This is a genomic window from Neorhizobium sp. T25_27 (assembly GCF_002968565.1).
Taxonomy (GTDB): Bacteria; Pseudomonadota; Alphaproteobacteria; order Rhizobiales; family Rhizobiaceae; genus Neorhizobium; species Neorhizobium tomejilense.
In genome coordinates, this window is sequence record NZ_PVBJ01000005.1 from 251,914 (window position 1) to 271,945 (window position 20,032).

Genomic DNA, 20,032 nt, shown 5'->3' on the forward strand with positions numbered 1-20,032 from the left:
ATTACTTCCTCTTCGCCTTCTTGTCCGCGCCGTGACCGTAATAGGTACGGGTGGGAGCGAATTCACCGAACTTGTGTCCGACCATGTCTTCGTTGACGCTGACCGGAATGTGCTTGCTGCCGTTGTAGACGCCAAACGTCAAACCAACGAACTGCGGCAGGATGGTGGACCGACGGGTCCACATCTTGATTACTTCACTCCGTCCGCCTTCGCGCACCTTCTCAGCCTTCTTGAGAAGATAGCCGTCAACAAACGGACCTTTCCATACTGAACGAGCCATTAGTGACTTCCTCTCTTACTTCTTGCGCTGGTGGCGCGAACGCATGATGAACTTGTCCGTGGACTTGTTCGAACGTGTGCGCTTGCCCTTGGTCGGCTTGCCCCAGGGGCTGACCGGATGACGGCCACCCGAGGTGCGGCCTTCACCACCGCCGTGCGGATGGTCGACCGGGTTCATGACGACGCCGCGGTTATGCGGACGCTTGCCGCGCCAGACGGTACGACCGGCCTTGCCGTCGTTGATGTTGCCGTGATCCGGGTTGGATACAGCACCGATCGAAGCCAGGCAGGAGCCCGGTACGAGGCGCTGTTCGCCGGAGTTCAGGCGCAGGATCGCCATGCCGGCATCGCGGCCGACGAGCTGAACGTAGGTGCCTGCGGAGCGAGCCATCTGGCCACCCTTGCCCGGCTTCATTTCGACGTTGTGAACGATCGAGCCGACCGGAATGTACTGCAGCGGCATGGTGTTGCCGGGCTTTACGTCGACGGCCTTTTCGGACGCGATCACCTTGTCGCCAGCAGCGAGACGCTGCGGAGCCAGGATGTAGGCCTGCTCACCGTCGGTATAGGTGACGAGAGCGATGAAGGCCGTACGGTTCGGGTCGTATTCCAGACGCTCGACCGTGCCTTCGACGTCGAACTTGCGACGCTTGAAGTCGACCAGGCGATAGGTACGCTTGTGACCGCCGCCGATAAAGCGGGCGGTGATGCGGCCGTAGTTGTTGCGACCGCCGCTCTTGGAGAGACCCTCGGTGAGCTTCTTGACGGGCTTACCCTTCCAGAGGCCGGACCGGTCGACGATGACCAGCTGACGCTGGCTCGGGGTCGTCGGGTTGTAGCTTTTCAATGCCATTATCTTATACCTCAGAGACCGGTGGAGACGTCGATCGTCTGACCTTCGGCCAGGGTGACGACAGCCTTCTTGACGTCCTTCTGCTTGCCGATGAAGCCGCGGAACCGCTTCACCTTGCCCTTACGGACAAGCGTGTTGACGGCCGTGACCTTCACACCGAAAAGCGCCTCTACGGCAGCCTTGATTTCCGGCTTGGAAGCAGTCTTGGCAACGTTGAAGACGACCTGGTTCTGTTCAGATGCCATGGTCGACTTTTCGGTGATCGAGGGAGATACGATCACATCATAGTGGCGGATGTCGGTCACTTGAAACGCTCCTCTAGAGCTTCCACCGCGGCCTTGGAAAGCACCAGCTTGCCGCGACGCAGGATGTCGTAAACATTGATGCCCTGAACCGGCAGAACATCGACGTTCGGGATGTTCTGGGCTGCGAGCTTGAAGTTGCTGTCGAGCTCAACGCCGCCGATGAACAACACGTTGGTGAGGCCGAGCGAAGCGAACGAACCGGCAAGCGCCTTGGTCTTTGCTTCGGCGGCAACCAGGTTGTCGACGATGATGATGTCTTCAGCCTTCATCTTTGCAGAGAGGGCGTGACGGAGAGCCAGCGCACGAACCTTCTTCGGAAGGTCATGCTCGTGGCTGCGAACGACCGGGCCGTGAGCCTTGCCGCCGCCGCGGAACTGCGGAGCGCGAGCCGAATGGTGACGAGCGCGGCCCGTACCCTTCTGCTTGTACATCTTGGCGCCGGTGCGGGAGACTTCAGCACGACCCTTGGTCTTGTGCGTGCCCTGCTGCTTCTTGGCGAGCTGCCAACGAACCATACGGGCCAGAATGTCTTCGCGGGGATCGAGGCCGAAAATCTCGTCCGACAGGGCTACCTTGCCGGCGTCTTTTCCCTCGAGGGTCTTGACGTTAAATTCCATGTGCTTGGCTCCCTTACTTCGCGGCCGACTTGACGGCATCGCGAACGACGATCCAAGCGCCCTTGGAGCCGGGAACGGCACCCTTGACGAGGATCAGGCCACGGTTCTCGTCGGTGGAAACGACTTCGAGGTTCTGGGTGGTGATACGCGTCTGGCCCATGTGACCAGCCATGCGCTTGCCCTTCCAGACCTTGCCCGGATCCTGGTTGTTACCAGTCGAACCATGCGAACGGTGCGAAACGGACACACCGTGCGTGGCGCGGAGACCACCGAAGTTATGGCGCTTCATGGCGCCGGCGAAACCCTTACCGATCGAGGTACCGGTGACGTCCACCAGCTGACCCGCCGTGAAGTGACCTGCCGTCAGCTCGGTGCCGACGTCGATCAGATTGTCTTCGGAAACGCGAAACTCGACGAGCTTCGCCTTCGGCTCGACTTCGGCAACGGCGAAATGGCCGCGCAGCGCCTTGGTCGTGTTCTTTACCTTGGCAGTGCCGGCACCCAGCTGAACGGCAGTGTAGCCATTCTTGTCTACGGTGCGCTGAGCCACGACCTGGCAGTTTTCCAACCGCAATACGGTTACAGGGACATGCTCGCCTGCGTCGTTGTAGACGCGCGTCATTCCCACCTTTTGTGCAATTACACCTGAACGCATCGGTTCAATCCTTCTCACTCAGCCCGAGACAGAAGTCTCAGAGCTTGATCTCAACATCGACACCAGCGGCGAGGTCGAGCTTCATCAGCGCGTCCACCGTCTGCGGTGTCGGGTCAACGATATCGAGAAGGCGCTTATGCGTGCGCATCTCGAACTGCTCGCGGCTCTTCTTGTCGATGTGGGGGGACCTGTTAACCGTAAACTTCTCGATGCGGGTCGGAAGCGGAACGGGGCCCCGGACGCTTGCGCCGGTGCGCTTCGCCGTCGACACGATCTCGCGCGTCGACGCGTCGAGAATGCGGTGATCGAACGCCTTCAGGCGAATGCGGATATTTTGGCCGTTCATTCGACGTTATCCTTGTTGTCTGTTTATCCACGTGCCAACCCAATAGGGCACGGGTTGTTCTCTTACCTTAAGGCGGACCACCGGTTTCAAAGATCGAAGGGGACACCGAAATACGGCGTCCCTTTCCAGTCTTCGGGCCTTTGGCCCACCTTGTCTGTTCATTGCCCGCCTCGAACCCGAAGCAGACGGCAAATCACGCTCGCGCGCCATTTGCTACATTTTTGTGTCATACGCAAGCGGCTAGGGCCGCTTGCGTTAAAACTTACTCGATGATCGAGGCGACGATGCCGGCGCCGACGGTGCGGCCGCCTTCGCGGATCGCGAAGCGCAGCTTTTCTTCCATCGCGATCGGAACGATCAGCTCGACTTCAACGGTGACGTTGTCGCCCGGCATGACCATTTCCGTGCCTTCCGGCAGCGAGACGATGCCCGTCACGTCCGTCGTGCGGAAGTAGAACTGCGGACGGTAGTTGGTGAAGAACGGCGTATGACGGCCGCCTTCTTCCTTCGTCAGGATGTAGGCTTCGGCCATGAACTTCTTGTGCGGCTTGACCGAACCCGGCTTGCAGAGGATCTGGCCACGCTCGACGCCGTCACGGTTCACGCCGCGAACGAGAGCGCCGATGTTGTCGCCGGCCTGGCCCTGGTCGAGCAGCTTGCGGAACATTTCAACGCCGGTCACCGTCGTCTTCGAGGTCGGGCGGATGCCGACGATCTCGACTTCTTCGCCGACCTTGACGATGCCGCGCTCGACGCGGCCGGTCACGACCGTGCCACGACCCGAGATCGAGAACACGTCTTCGATCGGCATCAGGAACGGCATGTTGATCGGACGCTCAGGCGTCGGGATGTAGGCGTCGACGGCGGCCATCAGCTCGCGGATCGAATCTTCGCCGATCTTCTTGTCCGAATCTTCCAGAGCGGCCAGCGCCGAACCCTTGACGATCGGAATGTCGTCGCCTGGGAAGTCGTAGGACGACAGGAGTTCGCGCACTTCCAACTCGACGAGCTCGAGAAGCTCGGCGTCGTCGACCTGGTCGACCTTGTTCAGGAACACGACGATCGCCGGAACGCCGACCTGACGGGCGAGCAGGATGTGCTCGCGGGTCTGCGGCATCGGGCCGTCGGCTGCCGAGCAAACCAGGATCGCGCCGTCCATCTGCGCTGCACCGGTGATCATGTTCTTGACGTAGTCGGCGTGGCCGGGGCAGTCGACGTGGGCATAATGGCGGGCCGGCGTCTCATATTCGACGTGCGCCGTCGAAATGGTGATGCCGCGAGCCTTTTCTTCAGGAGCCGCGTCGATCTGGTCATAGGCCTTGTACTCGCCGAAGTACTTCGTGATCGCGGCCGTCAGCGACGTCTTGCCATGGTCAACGTGACCGATCGTGCCAATGTTGACGTGCGGCTTGTTGCGCTCAAACTTGCTCTTTGCCATTTCCGGCTTCTCCGTTCTTATCCCCGTCAGGGGTTATTCTCTAATTGATTGGGCGGGTTACCCCGGTCACTTCTGACCGGAGTACTTAGCCTGGATTTCGTTTGCGACGTTGGTCGGAACCGGTGCGTAGTGATCGAAAGTCATCGAGTACTGCGCGCGGCCCTGGGACATGGAGCGCAGGTTGTCGACGTACTTGAACATGTTCGCGAGCGGCACGTGGGCGTTGATCACGACGGCGATGCCGCGCGATTCCTGGCCCTGGATCTGACCGCGACGGGAGTTCAGGTCGCCGATGACGTCACCGACGTAATCTTCCGGAGTGACGACTTCGACCTTCATCATCGGCTCGAGGAGCTGGGCACCGGCCTTCTTGGCTGCTTCACGGAAGCAGGCGCGGGAGGCGATTTCGAATGCCAGAACCGACGAGTCGACGTCGTGGAAGGCGCCGTCGATGAGGGTCGCCTTGACGCCCAGCATCGGGAAGCCAGCCAGCGGGCCGGAAGACAGAACGCTTTCGATGCCCTTCTGGACGCCCGGGATGTATTCCTTCGGAACAGAACCACCGACGATCTTGGACTCGAACTTGAAGTCGTCGCCGTCCGGGTTCGGTTCGAAGACGATCTTGACGCGCGCGAACTGACCGGTACCACCGGACTGCTTCTTGTGCGTGTAGTCTTCTTCGTGCTTGCGCGTGATGGTTTCGCGGTAAGCAACCTGCGGAGCACCGACGGTGGCTTCGACCTTGAACTCGCGACGCATGCGGTCGACAAGAATGTCGAGGTGAAGTTCACCCATGCCGGCGATGATCGTCTGGCCGGATTCCTCGTCGGTCTTGACGCGGAAGGACGGGTCTTCGGCAGCCAGGCGGTTGAGCGCGAGGCCCATCTTTTCCTGGTCGCCCTTGGACTTCGGCTCGATGGCGATCTGGATGACCGGCTCGGGGAATTCCATGCGCTCGAGGATGACCGGCTTCAGCGGATCGCAGAGCGTGTCGCCCGTGGTGGTTTCCTTGAGGCCTGCGAGAGCGACGATGTCGCCAGCGAAGGCTTCTTCGATGTCTTCACGGGAGTTCGAGTGCATCTGCAGCATGCGGCCGACGCGTTCGCGCTTTTCCTTGACCGTGTTCAGCAGCGCAGAACCCTTTTCGAGCTTGCCCGAATAGATACGGCAGAAGGTCAGCGAACCAACGAAGGGGTCGTTCATGATCTTGAACGCCAGCATGGAAAGCGGCTCGGTGTCATCGGGATGACGGTCGATTTCGGCTTCGGTCTTGACGTCGATGCCCTTGATCGCCGGAATGTCTGCCGGGGACGGCAGGAATTCGACAACGGCGTCGAGGAGCGGCTGAACGCCCTTGTTCTTGAAGGCAGAGCCGCAGAACATCGGGAAGAACTTGACGTCGATGGTGCCGCGACGGATGAGCGCACGAATCTTATCGTTGTCCGGCATGACGCCGTTCAGATAGTTTTCCATGGCTTCTTCGTCGATGTCGACAACGGTCTCGATCATCTTTTCGCGGAATTCTTCGGCACGAGCCTTCAGGTCTTCCGGGATTTCGACGACGTCCCACATAGCGCCGAGCGATTCGTCGCGCCATACGAGAGCGTTCATCTCGATCAGGTCGACGATGCCCTTGAACTCGGTCTCAGCGCCGATCGGCAACTGGCAGACAACAGCAGTCGCGCCGAGGCGCGTCTTGATCATCTCGACCGAGCGATAGAAATCGGCGCCGGTCTTGTCCATCTTGTTGCAGAAGATCAGGCGCGGAACGTTGTACTTGTCGGCCTGGCGCCAGACGGTTTCCGTCTGCGGCTCAACGCCGGCATTGGCGTCGAGGAGAGCAACCGCACCGTCGAGCACACGCAGCGAACGTTCGACTTCGATGGTGAAGTCGACGTGGCCGGGGGTGTCGATGATGTTGAAGCGGCGCATCTTGCCGTCGCGGCCCTTCCAGAAGGTCGTGGTCGCAGCGGAAGTGATCGTGATGCCACGCTCCTGCTCCTGCTCCATCCAGTCCATCGTGGCTGCGCCGTCGTGAACTTCGCCGATCTTGTGCGACTTGCCGGTGTAATAAAGAATACGCTCGGTGGTCGTGGTCTTGCCGGCGTCGATATGCGCCATGATACCGAAATTGCGGTAGTCTTCGATTTTATATTCGCGAGCCATAGGACTGCCTTTCGAAATTCGATCGAGTGAAGATTACCAACGGTAATGCGAGAATGCGCGGTTGGCGTCGGCCATCTTGTGCGTGTCTTCACGCTTCTTGACGGCGCTGCCACGGTTGTTTGCAGCATCCATAAGTTCACCGGAAAGGCGATCGACCATCGTCGTTTCGTTGCGCTTGCGGGCAGCAGCGATCACCCAACGGATCGCGAGAGCCTGACGGCGCTCGGGACGAACGTCGACCGGAACCTGGTAGGTCGCACCACCAACGCGGCGCGAACGAACTTCGACATGCGGCGCGACATTGTCGAGCGCCGAATGGAAGATACCCAGCGGGTCGGCCTTGGCCTTGCCCTGCACGACGTCGAACGCGCCGTAAACGATGTTTTCAGCTACGGACTTCTTGCCGTGGAGCATGATCGCATTCATGAACTTCGTGACGACCAGATCGCCGAACTTCGGGTCCGGGTTGATCTCACGCTTCTCTGCACTATGGCGTCGGGACATACTTCTCGTCTCTCAATTGTTGCGGGCGCTTTACCACGCGGAGAACCTCGCGCAGCGCCGGATAATCAGAATGCCGAATTACTTCGGACGCTTCGCACCGTACTTGGAACGGCGCTGCTTGCGGTTCTTGACGCCCTGGGTGTCGAGAACGCCGCGGATGATGTGGTAGCGAACGCCCGGCAAGTCCTTGACGCGGCCGCCGCGGATCATCACGACAGAGTGTTCCTGCAGGTTGTGGCCTTCACCCGGGATATAGCCGATGACTTCGAAGCCGTTGGTCAGGCGAATCTTGGCAACCTTACGCAGAGCCGAGTTCGGCTTCTTCGGGGTCGTCGTGTAAACGCGGGTGCAAACGCCGCGCTTCTGGGGGTTTTCCTGCAGAGCAGGAACCTTGTTACGCTTTACGTTCGCCTGGCGAGGCTTGCGGATCAGCTGGTTTACGGTAGGCATTCAACCATCCCTTACGTTTTTCTCAGTACCCTTTCGGGCCGATCTGATGCCGTTTCCGGCGGCGGCACACACATTTCCTCATGCGCAAAACGTGGCCCGATCCGCTTTTCGGATGGACCACAAAAAGCAGAGGACGCATTCCTCATGCGTCGTGCGTGCAGCATTCGTGTCTTCAACGTGCGTATGGAACCGTGTCTGAGGCGTACTCCGGAACGAGTCGTTCCGAACGGGCAAGCCTCACATCGCTTCCGATGCGGGGCGTTTACTGTTTTCCCCCCTGCCCGTCAAGACCAAATCCTAAATTATTGCCCCAAACCCTTGGTTTCGGGGCCAAACGGAGGGTTTCGAGACAGGGTTTCCAGAAATATGAGATGCCCTCGCGGATAATGTTTGGGAATCACCGCTGATCGCACTAAAGAGTGCGGGAACCTTCCGTTCCGCCTCGTCTTCGGACGATACTAGGGATTCGCTCGCGGAGATGACCATGATCGCCACACCCGACAATGACAACAACCTCGACGGGCCGATGGTCTTCATCATCATCGGCAAGGGCTATGAGACGAAGGGCGCCGAAGGCATCGAGCTGCATATCATGCTGCGCGCGCCCGACGACGATTCCGCCGTCCGCGAGGCACTCAACGCCCTCTCGGAAGAAGGCTTCATCGAGGCCGATCTCGACCAAATCGGCGTCCTGACCGACGAACCCACCGAGGAGCCGCACGCCTCGGCCTACCAGGGCGCGCTCGAAGGCGAAGTGGCGATCATCCGGTTCGAGTAGTCTCGATCGATGAGGGAGGCCTGACCGCCCTCGCCTCCCCTCGTTGGCGGCTGCAGTAATGCCGCCCTTTCGATCACCGGCCTGTCCCCCCACCTCACCAGTAGAGCTGCGCGCCAGACCTCGGAGCATTTCACCAAACCATGCACGAGCCGCCGAACACTTTCGGCGGCTTTTTGATGTTCGCTCCCCTTCCCGCCTGAAACGAAAAAACCGCCCGGATCGCTCCGGGCGGTTTTCTTCATTCTGACCGACGTGCCGGCGGATCACTCCGCAGGCGTGTTCTCGGTGTTCAGGTTCTGAAGCATCGGGGTGGCGGACGATGCGCCCGAACCCTTCTTGCGTTCTTCGAGGATCAGCTCGTCGCGCGAGGTGGCGATACGGCGGATCTGGGTCATGGTGCCGCCCGTACCGGCCGGGATGAGACGGCCGACGATGACGTTTTCCTTGAGGCCCTGCAGCGTGTCCGTCTTGCCGGCAATCGCAGCTTCCGTCAGCACCTTGGTCGTTTCCTGGAAGGAAGCGGCCGAGATGAAGGACGGGGTCTGCAGCGACGCCTTGGTGATGCCGAGCAGAACCGGTTCGCCGTAAGCGGGCTTCTTGCCTTCTTCAGCAAGACGCTCGTTGGCTTCGTCCAGTTCGATCCGGTCGACATTGTCACCGACGATATACTGGCTGTCGCCGGCATCGGTGATCTCGACCTTCTGCAGCATCTGACGGACAATCACCTCGATGTGCTTGTCGTTGATGACAACGCCCTGCAGGCGGTAGACTTCCTGGATTTCGTTGACGAGGTAGGAAGCGAGTGCTTCCACGCCCTTGATCGCCAGGATGTCGTGCGGCGCAGGATTGCCGTCGAGGATGTAGTCGCCCTTTTCGATGTAGTCGCCTTCCTGAAGATGGAAGGGCTTGCCCTTCGGGATCAGGTATTCGACCGGTTCGACACCGTCTTCCGCCGGTTCGATCATGACGCGACGCTTGTTCTTGTAGTCGCGGCCGAGGCGGATCGTACCATCGATCTCAGCGATGATGGCGTGATCCTTCGGACGACGGGCTTCGAAGAGCTCGGCGACGCGCGGCAGACCACCGGTGATGTCCTTGGTCTTGGCGCTTTCCAGCGGAACGCGGGCGAGAACGTCGCCCTGGCTGACCTTCTGACCCGGCTCGACCGACAGGATGGCGTCGACCGACAGGTTGAAGCGGGCTTCGCCGCCGCGGGCCAGTTTCATGATGGTGCCCGAAGCGTCCTTGATGACGATCGCCGGCTTCAGGTCGATGCCGCGCGGCGTCGACCGCCAGTCGATGACCTGACGCTTGGTGATGCCGGTGGATTCGTCGGTCGATTCCGAAACCGAGATCGAGTCGACCACGTCTTCGAACTGAACCGTACCTTCCACTTCCGTCATCATCGGGCGTGTGTAGGGGTCCCACTCTGCCAGACGCTGACCGCGACGAACCTTGTCGCCGTCATCCACGAACAGCTTCGAACCGTAGGCGACGCGCTGCGAGGAACGCTCGACGCCGCGCTCGTCAAGGATGGTGACCGCCATGTTGCGGCCCATCGCGACGAGAACGCCTTCGGAGTTCCGCAGCATGTTGCGGTTCTTGATCTGGATCGTGCCTTCGTACGACGCTTCCAGGAACGACTGGTCGACCACGTTTGCCGTACCGCCCAAGTGGAAGGTACGCATGGTGAGCTGGGTTCCCGGCTCGCCGATCGACTGAGCCGCGATGACGCCGACGGCTTCGCCCATGTTGACCGGAGTACCACGGGCCAGATCTCGGCCGTAGCAGACCGAGCAGACGCCCGTCTGAACTTCGCAGGTCAGTGCCGAACGGATGCGGATCGACTGGATACCAGCCTTTTCGATCTCGATGACATCCGGCTCGAGGATCATCTTGCCGGCATCGACGATGCGGGCACCCGTGACCGGGTGATCGATATCGTCGAGTGCGGTACGGCCAAGGACACGAGCGCCGATGGAAGCCACGACCTGACCGGCGTCAACGATCGCCGTCATGGTGAGACCGCTTTCGGTGCCGCAATCGACCAGGTTGACGATGCAGTCCTGAGCGACGTCGACGAGACGACGGGTCAGGTAACCGGAGTTCGCGGTCTTCAAGGCGGTGTCTGCGAGACCCTTACGGGCACCGTGGGTCGAGTTGAAGTACTCGTTAACGGTCAGGCCTTCCTTGAAGTTCGAGATGATCGGCGTTTCGATGATCTCACCCGACGGCTTGGCCATCAGGCCACGCATGCCGCCCAGCTGGCGCATCTGGTTCGGAGAACCACGGGCACCCGAGTGGGACATCATGTAGATGGCGTTCATCTGCTTCTGGCGGCCGGTTTCAGGATCGAACTCGACGGCCTTAATGCGGGCCATCATGTCTTCTGCAACCTTTTCGGTGGCCTTGCCCCAGGCGTCGACGACCTTGTTGTACTTCTCGCCCTGAGTGATCAGGCCGTCGTTGTACTGCTGTTCGTATTCCTTCACCAGGGTTTCGGTGTCGCCAACGATCTTGGCCTTGGTTTCAGGAATGATCATGTCGTCCTTGCCGAACGAAATGCCGGCCTTGCACGCATGGGTGAAGCCGAGCTGCATGATGCGGTCGCAGAAGATCACCGTGTCCTTCTGACCGCAGTGACGGTAGACCGTGTCGATCATCTTGGAGATGTTCTTCTTGGTCATTTCCTGGTTGCAGGTCTCGAACGGCACGTTGACGTTCTTCGGCAGAAGTTCGCCGATGATCATGCGGCCGGGGGTCGTTTCATAGATCTTCGACACCAGCTTGCCGTCGGCATCCGGGGTCTTGAAGCGGCCGCGGATCTTGGCATGCAGGGTGACGATCTTGTTTTCCAGAGCGTGGTGCAATTCGCCCATGTCGGAGAAGGCCATGCCTTCGCCCGGCTCGTTCTGGTTCATGATCGCCAGATAGTAGAGACCGAGAACCATGTCCTGCGACGGAACGATGATCGGTGCGCCGTTTGCCGGATGCAGGATGTTGTTCGTCGACATCATCAGCACGCGGGCTTCAAGCTGGGCTTCGAGCGACAGCGGCACGTGAACGGCCATCTGGTCGCCGTCGAAGTCGGCGTTGAAGGCCGTGCAGACGAGCGGATGCAGCTGGATAGCCTTGCCTTCGACCAGGATCGGTTCGAAGGCCTGGATGCCCAGGCGGTGCAGCGTCGGTGCGCGGTTCAGGAGAACCGGATGCTCGCGGATGACCTCGTCGAGGATATCCCAGACTTCCGGCTTTTCCTTTTCAACCAGCTTCTTGGCCTGCTTGACGGTCGAGGAGTAACCCTTGGCGTCTAGGCGGGCGTAGATGAACGGCTTGAACAGTTCGAGCGCCATCTTCTTCGGCAGGCCGCACTGGTGCAGCTTCAGTTCCGGACCGGTCACGATGACCGAACGGCCGGAATAGTCGACGCGCTTGCCGAGAAGGTTCTGGCGGAAGCGGCCCTGCTTGCCCTTCAGCATGTCGGACAGCGACTTCAGCGGACGCTTGTTGGCGCCGGTGATGACGCGGCCACGACGGCCGTTGTCGAACAGCGCGTCCACAGATTCCTGCAGCATGCGCTTTTCGTTGCGGATGATAATGCCCGGAGCGCGCAGTTCGATCAGGCGCTTCAGACGGTTGTTACGGTTGATGACGCGACGATAGAGATCGTTGAGGTCGGAGGTCGCAAAACGGCCGCCATCGAGCGGAACCAGCGGGCGCAGGTCCGGCGGGATGACCGGGACGACCTTCATGATCATCCATTCCGGACGGTTGCCCGACTCCATGAAGTTCTCGACGATCTTCAGGCGCTTCATCAGCTTCTTCTGCTTCAGATCCGACGTAGTGTCGGCAAGTTCCGAACGCAGGTCGCCGGCGATCTTTTCGAGATTCATCGAGGCCAGCATCTCGTAGATGGCCTCGGCGCCGATCATCGCCGTGAACTGATCTTCGCCGAACTCGTCGACGGCGATCATGTATTCTTCTTCGGAAAGAAGCTGGTTTTCCTTGAGCGAGGTGAGACCCGGCTCAGTGACGATGTAGTTCTCGAAATAGAGAACGCGCTCGACATCCTTCAGCGTCATGTCGAGAAGGGTCGAGATGCGCGACGGAAGCGACTTCAGGAACCAGATATGGGCGACGGGAGCAGCGAGCTCGATATGGCCCATGCGCTCACGGCGAACGCGCGACAGCGTAACTTCGACGCCGCACTTTTCGCAGATGATGCCCTTGTACTTCATGCGCTTGTACTTGCCGCACAGGCACTCGTAGTCCTTGATCGGCCCGAAGATGCGGGCGCAGAAAAGGCCGTCGCGTTCAGGCTTGAAGGTACGGTAGTTGATGGTCTCCGGCTTTTTGATCTCGCCGTAGGACCAGGAGAGAATCTTCTCCGGAGACGCGATCGAGATACGGATCGAGTCGAAGTGCTGTGCAGGCACCTGCGGATTGAAAAGATTCATGACCTCTTGGTTCATGCCTATCTCCTTTAGGGGCGGAAGCCCTCGGCTTGCGATCGGAACAGTCCAAATTCCCGGGACGGACCGTCCGATGCTTTAAAACGGTATTAGCCGCGAAATGCGGCGAAAGTTTCCCTATCCTGCCGGCGGATACCGGCGGAGGGAGCAGCGCGCGCCTTCAAACGGCGCGCGCCTTGTTATGATCATTCGGCTGCGTCGGGCAGCTGGCCGGCGTTCGCGTCCTCGATCTTCGAGTTCTCGAGCTCGACGGACAGGCCGAGAGAGCGCATTTCCTTGACGAGAACGTTGAAGCTCTCCGGAATGCCTGCCTCGAACGTGTCGTCGCCGCGCACGATCGCTTCGTAGACCTTGGTACGGCCGGCCACGTCGTCCGACTTCACGGTCAGCATTTCCTGCAGCGTGTAGGCGGCGCCGTAGGCTTCGAGCGCCCAGACTTCCATTTCGCCGAAGCGCTGGCCGCCGAACTGCGCCTTGCCACCGAGCGGCTGCTGGGTAACCAGCGAGTACGGACCAATCGAACGCGCGTGGATCTTGTCGTCCACGAGGTGGTTCAGCTTGATCATGTACATGTAGCCGACAGTCACCTTGCGGTCGAACTGTTCGCCGGTACGGCCGTCGTAGAGGACCGACTGACCGGACGGATCGAGGCCTGCCCTGGTCAGCATCGCTGCGACGTCCGGCTCATGCGCACCGTCGAAGACCGGCGTTGCGATCGAGAGGCCACGCTTGGACTGCTCGGCCAGACGAACGAGAGAGTCGTCGTCGAAGCTTGCAACTTCAGCGTTTGCCTCACTCTGATAGGCTTCCGTCAGCTCTTTCTTCAAGTCGGTGATATCGTTCGACCTGCGGTAATCTTCGAGCAGCGCACCGATACGCTTACCCATGCCTGCGCAAGCCCAAGCCAGGTGCGTCTCGAGGATCTGACCGACGTTCATGCGCGAAGGCACGCCGAGCGGGTTCAGAACGATGTCGACATGCGTGCCGTCTTCGAGGAACGGCATGTCCTCGACCGGAACGATGCGCGACACGACGCCCTTGTTGCCGTGACGCCCGGCCATCTTGTCGCCCGGCTGGATCTTGCGCTTCACAGCGACGAAGACCTTGACCATCTTCATGACGCCCGGAGGCATTTCGTCGCCGCGCTGGACCTTCTCGACCTTGTCCATGAAGCGCTGTTCAAGGCGCGACTTGGATTCGTCGTACTGACCGCGGAGCGCTTCGATTTCGCCCTGCACCTTTTCGTCCTCGACTGCGAACATCCACCACTGCGAGCGGGGATATTCGGAGATGACGGCGTTGGTGAGCTCGATGCCCTTCTTGAAGCCCTTCGGACCGGCAACCGACATCTGGCCGCGCAGCATGTCCGTCAGACGGCCATAGACGTTGCGGTCAAGAATTGCCTGTTCGTCGTCGCGGTCCTTGGCGAGGCGTTCGATTTCCTCACGCTCGATCGCCATGGCGCGTTCGTCCTTCTCCACACCGTGACGGTTGAAGACGCGGACTTCCACGACCGTGCCGAACGTGCCCGGAGGCATGCGCATGGAGGTGTCGCGAACGTCGGAGGCCTTTTCACCGAAGATGGCGCGTAGAAGCTTTTCTTCCGGCGTCATCGGGCTTTCGCCCTTCGGAGTGATCTTGCCGACGAGGATGTCGCCCGGCTGGACTTCGGCGCCGATGTAGACGATGCCGGCTTCGTCGAGGTTCTTCAGCGCTTCTTCCGAAACGTTCGGAATGTCGCGCGTGATTTCTTCCGGACCAAGCTTGGTGTCACGCGCCATCACTTCGAATTCCTCGATGTGGATGGAGGTGAACACGTCGTCCGACACGATGCGCTCGGAGAGCAGGATCGAGTCTTCGTAGTTGTAGCCGTTCCAGGGCATGAACGCGACGAGCGCGTTGCGGCCGAGCGCCAAGTCACCAAGGTCCGTCGACGGGCCGTCGGCGATGATGTCGCCCTTGTTCAGGATGTCACCGACGGCGACCAGCGGGCGCTGGTTGACGCAGGTGTTCTGGTTCGAACGCTGGAACTTCTGCAGACGATAGATATCGACGCCCGACTTCGACGGATCGAGGTCTTCGGTGGCGCGGATAACGATACGGGTCGCGTCGACCTGGTCGACAACGCCGCCACGGCGGGCAGCGATCGCCGCACCGGAGTCGCGGGCGACGACCGGTTCCATGCCGGTGCCGACGAACGGAGCTTCAGCACGTACCAGCGGCACGGCCTGACGCTGCATGTTCGAGCCCATGAGAGCGCGGTTGGCGTCGTCGTTTTCCAGGAACGGGATCAGAGCGGCCGCGACCGAGACAAGCTGCTTCGGCGAGACGTCCATCAGGTTGATGGTGTCGCGCGGGGACAGCATGACTTCGCCGGCATGACGGCAAACAACGAACTCTTCCACGAAAGAGCCGTTCTTATCCAGTTCGGCGTTCGCCTGTGCGACGTAATACTTCGCCTCTTCCATAGCGGAAAGGTAAAGCACTTCCTTCGTCACGACGCCGTCGATGATCTTGCGGTACGGGCTTTCGATGAAGCCGTACTTGTTGACGCGGGCGAAGGTGGCAAGCGAGTTGATCAGACCGATGTTCGGGCCTTCCGGCGTCTCGATCGGGCAAATACGGCCGTAATGGGTCGGGTGAACGTCGCGGACTTCGAAGCCTGCGCGCTCGCGGGTCAGGCCACCCGGGCCAAGTGCCGAAAGACGGCGCTTGTGGGTGATCTCCGAAAGCGGGTTCACCTGGTCCATGAACTGCGACAGCTGCGAGGAACCGAAGAATTCGCGAACCGCGGCAGCTGCCGGCTTCGCGTTGATCAGGTCCTGCGGCATGACAGTGTCGATTTCGATCGACGACATGCGTTCCTTGATGGCGCGCTCCATGCGGAGCAGGCCGAGGCGATACTGATTTTCCATCAGTTCGCCGACAGAACGGACGCGGCGGTTGCCGAGGTTGTCGATGTCGTCGATTTCGCCCTTGCCATCGCGCAGCTCGACCAGCATCCGGACCACGGCCAGGATGTCGTCCTTGCGGAGCGTGCGAACGGTATCGGCGACTTCGAGGTCGAGACGCATGTTCATCTTGACGCGGCCGACGGCGGAGAGGTCGTAACGCTCCGCATCGAAGAACAGCGAGTTGAACATGGCTTCGGCCGATTCCATCGTCGGCGGTTCACCCGGGCGCATGACGCGGTAGATGTCGAACAGAGCGTCCTGACGGTTCTCGTTTTTGTCGGCGGAAAGCGTGTTGCGGATGTAGGCGCCGACATTGATATGGTCGATGCCTAGAACCGGGATTTCGTCGAAACCGGCGCTCAGGATGATCGGCAGGGTCTTTTCGTCGATTTCGTCGCCGGCTTCGAGGTAGATCTCGCCGGTTGCCGCGTTGACGATGTCTTCGGCAAGATAGTTGCCGTAGATGTCGTCATTGGTCGCCTTCAAGGCCTTCAAGCCCTTCTCCGTCAGCTGACGGAGAAGACGCGGGTTGAGCTTCTTGCCGGATTCGACAACCACTTCGCCGGTATCGGCGTCGATCATGTCGGAAAGGGTCTTCGCACCCTTCAGGGTTTCCGGCTGGAACGGAATCCGCCAGCCGTCGCCGTCGCGCTGATAGGACGACTTCGTATAGAAGGTCGACAGGATTTCTTCGCCGTCCATGCCGAGCGCCATCAGCAGCGAGGTCACGGGGATCTTACGGCGGCGGTCGATACGGGCGTAAACGATATCCTTGGCGTCGAATTCGATGTCGAGCCAGGAACCGCGATACGGGATGACGCGGGCTGCGAAGAGCAGCTTGCCGGAAGAGTGGCTCTTGCCCTTGTCGTGGTCGAAGAAGACGCCCGGCGAACGGTGCATCTGGGACACGATCACGCGTTCGGTGCCGTTCACGATGAACGTACCGTTGTCGGTCATGAGCGGCATGTCGCCCATGTAGACGGACTGTTCCTTGATGTCCTTGATGGACTTGGCGCCCGTATCCTCGTCGATATCGAACACGATGAGACGCAGCGTCACCTTCAGCGGCGCTGCGTAGGTCAGATCGCGCTGACGGCATTCTTCCACGTCGAACTTCGGCAGTTCGAATTCGTAGGACACGAATTCGAGCATGGAGGCGCCGGAAAAATCGGTGATCGGGAAGACCGACCGGAAGACAGCGTTCAGACCTTCGTCCGGACGACCGCCCTTCGGTTCATCAACCATCAGGAACTGGTCATAGGATGCCTTCTGAACCTCGATGAGGTTCGGCATCTCTGTGACTTCGGGGATTTTTCCAAAAAACTTGCGTACGCGCCTGCGACCATTAAAGGAAAGGGTCTGAGCCATCGTCGCTCCTTCAAAATTGCATCCGGGCCTGCAACGGACGGGGTTCGCTGGCCAGTCGATCCCGTCGATCAATGGGTATTCTCAATCTCGTCCCACCTCTCGAACACGCCAGGCCGGATTGCCTTTTCTGTTCGATTCGGGACCATCCTCTTGAGAACCCATTACCCAGGAACCGTTTTGACGGTTCCTGGGTAATACGTTCGGAGGAAATGGGCGGGAGAGGAGACCCCTCCCGCCGCATTCCGATATTACTTAACGTCGACCTTGGCGCCGGCGTCCTCAAGCTTCTTCTTGAGGTCAGCGGCTTCAGCCTTGTTGACGCCTTCCTTGACAGCCTTCGGAGCGCCTTCGACGAGGTCCTTGGCTTCCTTGAGGCCGAGACCGGTGATGGCGCGGACTTCCTTGATGACGTTGATCTTGTTGGCGCCGGCTTCGACGAGGATGACGTCGAACTCGGTCTTTTCTTCTTCAACGACAGCAGCAGCAGCGCCACCGCCAGCAGCAGCAACGGCTACGGGAGCAGCTGCGGATACGCCCCACTTCTCTTCGAGCAGCTTGGAAAGCTCAGCAGCTTCCAGAACGGTCAGAGCAGAGAGGTCTTCAACGATCTTTGCGAGATCAGCCATTTTGATAGTTCCTTATATTCGGTTCGAACTTGATTTGGGTATGAACAGCGAAAAACCGCCTTAAGCGGCTTCCTCGTCCTTCTTGGCGTAGGCCGCGAACACGCGGGCAAGCTGGCTTGCCGGTGCTGCAACAACCGTCGCGATACGCGATGCCGGGGCATTCAAGAGGCCCAGCAGCTTGCCGCGAAGCTCGTCCAGCGAAGGCAGGGTCGCAAGCGACTTGACCGCATCCGCAGTGAGCGTGGTTGCACCCATGGAACCGCCCAGAACAATGATCTTGTCATTGGTCTTGGCGAAATCCATGACGACCTTCGGAGCCGTTACCGGGTCTTCGCTGAATGCGATCAGCGTCTGACCCTTGAAGAGATTTGACATCCCTTCCGACTCCGTACCCTGAAGAGCGATCTTGGCCAGACGGTTCTTCGCGACTTTGACGGTGCCGCCAGCAGCGCGCATCTTCGAACGAAAATCGTTCATCTGCGCAACTGTGACACCAGCATAGTGGGCCACGACAACCGAACCAGAAGCCTTGAAGACTTCGTTCAGCTCCGTGACAAATTCGCGCTTTTCCGCTCTTTCCACTGTCTGTCTCCAGTTGACGGGACCGCAATCCTGCAGGCCCCATCGGGTTGCCTTTGCCTCAAGGGATCCCTTGATTAGGACCCCAAGCGACGCTTGAGGATCCTGTCCCCTCGCACTGTCGCCACAGGGGCTCCAGGCACAAGGCACACTAGGCTCGAACCGAATTTACGAGGCGCATGGCACCTCAAAAAATCTCGGGTCTTACCCGTCTCATGCAGGCATCAAGTGATTAAGGTCGAAACCACCCGCAATCTCGGACAGGAATTCCCAGGTTTCCCTGGGAAATTCCCGGCCCCGAAGGACCGGGAATTCATGCAGTCCGGAACCCGAAGGCTCCGGACGAAACTTTTAGATCGTCACCGTCGACGGATCGATCTTGACGCCCGGACCCATGGTCGAGGAGATCGCTACCCGCTTGAGGTAGTTGCCCTTGGCGCCAGCCGGCTTGGCCTTGATGACGGCGTCAGCGAAAGCCTTGATGTTCTCTTCGAGAGCCTTGGCTTCGAAGGAGGCCTTGCCGATACCGGCGTGGATGATGCCTGCCTTTTCGACGCGGAACTCGACAGCGCCGCCCTTGGAAGCCTTGACGGCACCCGCGACGTCCATGGTGACGGTTCCGACCTTCGGGTTCGGCATCATGCCACGCGGGCCGAGAACCTTACCGAGACGGCCGACGAGCGGCATCATGTCCGGGGTGGCGATGCAGCGATCGAAGTCGATCTTGCCGCCCTGGACGATTTCGACGAGTTCTTCAGCACCGACGATATCCGCACCGGCTGCCTTGGCTTCGTCAGCCTTGACGCCACGCGCGAAAACGGCAACGCGAACGTCACGGCCGGTGCCGTTCGGCAGGTTGACCACGCCGCGGACCATCTGGTCTGCATGCCGCGGATCGACGCCGAGGTTCATCGCGATTTCAACGGTTTCGTCGAACTTGGCGATCGCACGTTCCTTGACCATCGAGATGGCGTCGGTGAGCGCTACGAGCTTGGTCGGATCCACGCCTTCGCGGATCTTCTGAATACGCTTTGCAAGCTTTACCATGTTAAGCCACCACTTCCAGGCCCATGGCGCGGGCAGAGCCCTCGATCATGGCCATTGCGCCTTCGAGATCGGCCGCGTTCAGATCCTTCATCTTCGCCTGGGCGATGGTCTGAATCTGAGCCTTGGTCAGGGTGCCAGCCTTGGCGCCCTTGCCCGGGGTCTTGGAACCCGAGGTGATCTTCGCTTCCTTCTTCAGCCAGTAGCTGACCGGAGGCTGCTTCATCGCGAAGGTGAAGGACTTGTCCTGGAAATAGGTGATGACGACCGGGATCGGCATGCCCTTTTCCATTTCCTGCGTGGCGGCGTTGAATGCCTTGCAGAATTCCATGATGTTGATGCCGCGCTGACCAAGTGCAGGACCGATCGGCGGGGACGGATTGGCCGACCCTGCCTTTACCTGCAGCTTGAGGTGGCCCATAACTTTCTTAGCCATAACTCTCTGCCTTTCGAGAGACCGGTTACCCGGCTCATTAGAGACCGGTTTCCCGGTCCGATATGCCGACCTTCGCCGGCGGCTGCGGTTGCGTGGTTCGGTCAGAATGCCCGGCTAAGGCACCATTCCTCCCACGCGCTTGCGGCAAACGCCGCGCGAGAC

17 protein-coding genes are annotated in these 20,032 nt (G+C 60.0%); 1 reads left to right on the forward strand and 16 read right to left on the reverse strand.

Annotation, left to right across the window (positions count from 1 at the left end):
• Window position 1: 1 nt before the first annotated feature.
• The 10 genes from rpsS to rpsL all read right to left on the reverse strand — a co-directional run bounded on the left by rpsS (window position 2) and on the right by rpsL (window position 7,613).
• Complete coding sequence (gene rpsS / locus C5J24_RS16945) at window positions 2-280, reverse strand: 30S ribosomal protein S19 (protein WP_007770151.1); 279 nt, start codon at window positions 278-280, stop codon at window positions 2-4.
• Window positions 281-295: 15 nt separating this feature from the next.
• A complete protein-coding gene (gene rplB, locus C5J24_RS16950) occupies window positions 296-1,132 on the reverse strand; it encodes a 50S ribosomal protein L2 (RefSeq protein WP_046636975.1) in 837 nt (278 codons plus the stop codon).
• A gap of 11 nt (window positions 1,133-1,143) precedes the next feature.
• The gene (locus tag C5J24_RS16955; protein ID WP_037084732.1) at window positions 1,144-1,437 is read right to left on the reverse strand and encodes a 50S ribosomal protein L23; all 294 of its coding nucleotides are present in this window, start codon (window positions 1,435-1,437) and stop codon (window positions 1,144-1,146) included.
• Window positions 1,434-2,054 carry a 50S ribosomal protein L4 gene (gene rplD, locus C5J24_RS16960; protein WP_037084733.1) on the reverse strand — a complete coding sequence of 207 codons (621 nt, stop codon included), beginning with the start codon at window positions 2,052-2,054 and terminating at the stop codon, window positions 1,434-1,436. Before rplD ends, C5J24_RS16955 begins: the two co-directional genes overlap by 4 nt.
• Before the next feature lie 13 nt (window positions 2,055-2,067).
• Complete coding sequence (gene rplC / locus C5J24_RS16965; protein ID WP_037084734.1) at window positions 2,068-2,709, reverse strand: 50S ribosomal protein L3; 642 nt, start codon at window positions 2,707-2,709, stop codon at window positions 2,068-2,070.
• A 37-nt stretch (window positions 2,710-2,746) separates the two neighbouring features.
• Window positions 2,747-3,055, reverse strand: a complete 309-nt coding sequence (gene rpsJ, locus C5J24_RS16970; protein WP_003547547.1) for a 30S ribosomal protein S10 — start codon at window positions 3,053-3,055, stop codon at window positions 2,747-2,749.
• 262 nt (window positions 3,056-3,317) lie between these two features.
• A complete protein-coding gene (gene tuf / locus C5J24_RS16975; protein WP_105401075.1) occupies window positions 3,318-4,493 on the reverse strand; it encodes an elongation factor Tu in 1,176 nt (391 codons plus the stop codon).
• A gap of 66 nt (window positions 4,494-4,559) precedes the next feature.
• Window positions 4,560-6,659 carry an elongation factor G gene (gene fusA, locus C5J24_RS16980; protein ID WP_105419445.1) on the reverse strand — a complete coding sequence of 700 codons (2,100 nt, stop codon included), beginning with the start codon at window positions 6,657-6,659 and terminating at the stop codon, window positions 4,560-4,562.
• Between the two features lie 33 nt (window positions 6,660-6,692).
• Window positions 6,693-7,163 (reverse strand): 30S ribosomal protein S7, encoded by a 471-nt coding sequence (gene rpsG, locus C5J24_RS16985; RefSeq protein ID WP_007755828.1) that lies wholly within the window; start codon window positions 7,161-7,163, stop codon window positions 6,693-6,695.
• A gap of 78 nt (window positions 7,164-7,241) precedes the next feature.
• Window positions 7,242-7,613 carry a 30S ribosomal protein S12 gene (rpsL, locus tag C5J24_RS16990; RefSeq protein WP_003547537.1) on the reverse strand — a complete coding sequence of 124 codons (372 nt, stop codon included), beginning with the start codon at window positions 7,611-7,613 and terminating at the stop codon, window positions 7,242-7,244.
• 484 nt (window positions 7,614-8,097) lie between these two features.
• Between rpsL and C5J24_RS16995 the strand changes: the two genes are divergently transcribed.
• On the forward strand, window positions 8,098-8,391 hold the full coding sequence (locus tag C5J24_RS16995; protein ID WP_046635345.1) for a hypothetical protein: 294 nt from the start codon (window positions 8,098-8,100) through the stop codon (window positions 8,389-8,391).
• Between the two features lie 263 nt (window positions 8,392-8,654).
• Here the strand turns inward: C5J24_RS16995 and rpoC are convergent, their stop codons facing one another.
• From rpoC to rplK, 6 genes are all read right to left on the reverse strand, one after another.
• Window positions 8,655-12,863: a DNA-directed RNA polymerase subunit beta' gene (gene rpoC / locus C5J24_RS17000; protein WP_105419447.1), complete on the reverse strand. Its 4,209-nt coding sequence runs from the start codon at window positions 12,861-12,863 to the stop codon at window positions 8,655-8,657.
• A gap of 185 nt (window positions 12,864-13,048) precedes the next feature.
• Window positions 13,049-17,185 (reverse strand): DNA-directed RNA polymerase subunit beta, encoded by a 4,137-nt coding sequence (rpoB, locus tag C5J24_RS17005; RefSeq protein ID WP_105419449.1) that lies wholly within the window; start codon window positions 17,183-17,185, stop codon window positions 13,049-13,051.
• Window positions 17,186-17,433: 248 nt separating this feature from the next.
• Entirely contained in the window at window positions 17,434-17,811 is a 378-nt protein-coding gene (gene rplL / locus C5J24_RS17010; RefSeq protein ID WP_038585827.1) for a 50S ribosomal protein L7/L12, read from the reverse strand.
• 60 nt (window positions 17,812-17,871) lie between these two features.
• Entirely contained in the window at window positions 17,872-18,429 is a 558-nt protein-coding gene (rplJ, locus tag C5J24_RS17015) for a 50S ribosomal protein L10 (protein ID WP_258718953.1), read from the reverse strand.
• 312 nt (window positions 18,430-18,741) lie between these two features.
• The gene (gene rplA, locus C5J24_RS17020) at window positions 18,742-19,437 is read right to left on the reverse strand and encodes a 50S ribosomal protein L1 (RefSeq protein WP_105401076.1); all 696 of its coding nucleotides are present in this window, start codon (window positions 19,435-19,437) and stop codon (window positions 18,742-18,744) included.
• Window position 19,438: 1 nt separating this feature from the next.
• Entirely contained in the window at window positions 19,439-19,870 is a 432-nt protein-coding gene (rplK, locus tag C5J24_RS17025) for a 50S ribosomal protein L11 (protein ID WP_037088457.1), read from the reverse strand.
• Window positions 19,871-20,032 lie beyond the last annotated feature (162 nt).